At 70.7% G+C, this 2982-nt stretch carries 2 protein-coding genes and 2 pseudogenes; all 4 read right to left on the minus strand.

Going from position 1 to position 2982, the window contains the following annotated elements; genetic code table 11:
* A pseudogene (locus ACFPZL_RS11810) lies at positions 1-186 on the minus strand (amidohydrolase); the annotation flags it as partial.
* Positions 187-262: 76 nt separating this feature from the next.
* Positions 263-613 (minus strand): cupin domain-containing protein, encoded by a 351-nt coding sequence (locus ACFPZL_RS11815; RefSeq protein WP_218114412.1) that lies wholly within the window; start codon positions 611-613, stop codon positions 263-265.
* A 104-nt stretch (positions 614-717) separates the two neighbouring features.
* Positions 718-2091 (minus strand): NAD(P)/FAD-dependent oxidoreductase, encoded by a 1374-nt coding sequence (locus ACFPZL_RS11820; RefSeq protein WP_218114484.1) that lies wholly within the window; start codon positions 2089-2091, stop codon positions 718-720.
* A gap of 147 nt (positions 2092-2238) precedes the next feature.
* Positions 2239-2982 (minus strand): annotated as a pseudogene (locus ACFPZL_RS11825) (hypothetical protein); the annotation flags it as partial.

Here is a 2982-nt window from a genome sequence, read left to right on the forward strand (position 1 = left end):
CGCCCCGGCCAGGTCGCGGACGGGGATGCCGGCGGCCTCGGCTTCGGCGCGTATCGCCGCGTCGCCGCCGAGCGACGCGATCCGGCCGTCCCTGACCAGCAGCGCTGTGGCCCCGACGTGATCCGCGGTATTCGTGCGCAGTCGCGCGCCGATGACGGCGAGATCGGCTCCGGTGTGCTCGCTCATGATCGCTCCTTCGCGCAGTCGCCGATGCGGGTGCCGGTGCCGACGCGGGTGACGGCACCGGTGCTCCGACCGGCTGTCAGTCCTTGATGATCGTGTAGTGCTTGCGGAGGGGCTCGTGCACGATCCAGGTGCCCTCCCAGCCCGAGGGGGTCACCATCACGTCGCCGGGGCCGAACAGCTCCGGCTCGGCGCCCTCGACCTCGAGCGTCACGGTGCCCGAGAGGATCGTGCAGATCTCGGTGTAGCCGACGCGGGTCGCGGCGAAGGCGCCGGGCGTGCACTCCCAGAGCCCGGTGTCGATCCGGTCGTCCTCCCAGACGGTGACCGCGGCGTCGGCCGTTCCGGGAATCGTCGCGTTCGGCTTCTCGGCCTTCGCTCCGAGGTCGATGTTCGCGGTGTCGTGCGCGGAGGAGGTGGGTGTCGCCATATCGGTTCCTGCTTTCCTTCGGTTGTGTACGGTGCTGTTCGATGCGGTTCGGTCGGCGCGGGGCGCCGGGTAGGTCGCGGAGGCGTGGCGTCCTGGCGGAGAGCCTAGTGCCGACCGGTGACGACGTCGGCGATGTGGGCGATCGGCGAGGTCGTGCGGCGGCCAGCGAGCTCGCTGCGGTCGGCGATCCCGTAGGCCGCGTACAGGCCCTTCGTCGCGATCCAGCGCAGCGGCTCCGGTTCCCACTTGCGCACGCGGTGGTTCACCCAGGGCAGGGTGACCAGCTCGCTGTCGCGGCCGAGGATCAGATCGGAGATGGTGCGGCCGGCGAGGTTCGTCGAAGTGACGCCGGTGCCGACGTAGCCGCCGCCCCAGGCGATCCCGGTCGCGCGGTCGAGGCCGACGGTCGCGGCCCAGTCGCGGGGCACGCCGAGCACGCCCGACCACACGTGGTCGACCGCCGCCCCCTTCGTCGCGGGGAAGAAGCGGTGCAGGATCTCGCTCAGAGTCTCGACCGTGACGGGCGGCGTCTGCCCGTCGGTATCGGTCTTCGAGCCGTAGCGGTAGGGCACTCCGCGACCGCCGATCGCGATGCGGTCGTCGGCGGTGCGCTGCGCGTACATGTACACGTGCGCGAAGTCGCCGAGCGTCTCGCCCTCGTTCCAGTGCAGTTGGTCCCACACCGCGGCGGGGAGGGGCTCCGTCGCGATCAGCGACGAGTTCATGGGCAGCCAGAGCCGGTGCAGACCCTTCAGGTTCGCGGTGAAGCCCTCGGTGGCGCGCACCACGTAGTCGGCGGAGACCGTGCCGTGCGTCGTGCGGAGGCGGTGCGGAGCGATCTCGACCACGCGGGTGCCTTCGTAGATCTCGACGCCGGAGCGCACGCAGGCCTCGGCGAGCCCCGCGGCGAGCTTGGCGGGCTGGATCCTGGCGCAGTGCGGATGCCAGACGGCAGCACGGGTGTTCGCCACGTTGATCTTCGCCGCGGCCTCCGCGGCCTCGAGCAGCTGCAGGTCGGTGTGCTTCCACTGCTGCTCGGACGCGGCGAACTCGCGGATGCGCTTCTCCTGCGCCGGCGTGTAGGCGACGTTGAACTCGCCGCCCTTCTTGATGTCGGCGTCGATCCCCTCCGCCTGCGCCACGCGGATCACCTCGTCGACCGTGCCGTTCATCTCGGCCTGGAAGCGTTCGGCGGCCTCGCGGCCGTGCGTCTTCACGTACTGCTCGCGCCCGCCGGTGATGGCGTTCGTCAGCCAGCCGCCGTTGCGGCCCGAGGCTCCGTAGCCCGCGTGGTGCTGCTCGACGATGACGACTCGGAGCTCGGGCTTGGCCTGCTTCAGGTAGTAGGCGGTCCAGAGTCCGGTGTACCCGGCTCCGACGATCGCGACGTCGGCGGTGAGATCTCCGGGCAGCGACGGCCTCGGATCCGGTGCGCCGCCGATCTGCTGCCACCAGTGCGAGACATTGCCGTTGAGCATCGTGGTTTCCTCCATTAAACGCAGTGCTTCTAACGATACCGATTACGCGCCGAATCGGCGCGTTTCCGACTGATTCCGTTCCGCTTTCGAGCAACTGCACAGCAGATCGCTAGAAATGCACGAGCCCGGCAACGTCGCCATGCGACTTCAGGAACGCTGCGCCGAGATCCGGGCGAGGCGCTCGTCGCTCAGCTCCGCCGCGAGCTCGGCGAAGCGCTCCTCGAGGCCGAGCGTCTGGTCGGGGACGTACGCGAGCGGGTCGGCCGTCTCCTCATCGCGCCCGAGCAGCCCTTCGACGGTCGCGAGCAGGCAGTACGGCGCATAGGAGGGGTTGTAGCCGCCCTCCTGCACGAGGATCGCGCGGCCGTCCGTGTGGCGCTCGGCGAGTTCCCGCACCCGGCGGCCCATCCCGCGGAATCCCGGCATGGAGACGTTGTGGCGCCCGTTCGGGTCGTAGGCGCTCGCATCCTGCCCGCTCGCGCAGACGATCATGCCGGGCTGGAAGCGCTCGGCAAGCGGGGCGATGACCTCGTCGAAGGCGCGGAGGTACGCGGTGTTGCCGGCCCCGAGCGGCAGCGGGACGTTCTGGTTGAAGCCCGCCCCGCGTCCCTCCCCGCGCTCCTCGAGCCGACCGGTCTGGGGGTGGCTGGCGCCCCACGCGCCGTGATCCATGTGCAGGCTCGCGGTGAGCACGTCGTCGCGCTCGTAGAAGATGTCCTGCGTGCCGTTGCCGTGATGCACGTCCCAGTCGAGGACGAGGACCCGCTCGATGCCGGCCCGCCGCGCCGCATCGGCCGCGAGCGCCGCCCCGTTGAAGAAGCAGTAGCCGTCCGCCTGGGCGCGCTGCGCGTGATGACCGGGCGGGCGCGTGAGCGCGTAGGCCATCGGCGC

The organism is Leucobacter soli (assembly GCF_042659205.1).
In the GTDB taxonomy this organism is placed as follows: Bacteria; Actinomycetota; Actinomycetes; order Actinomycetales; family Microbacteriaceae; genus Leucobacter; species Leucobacter soli.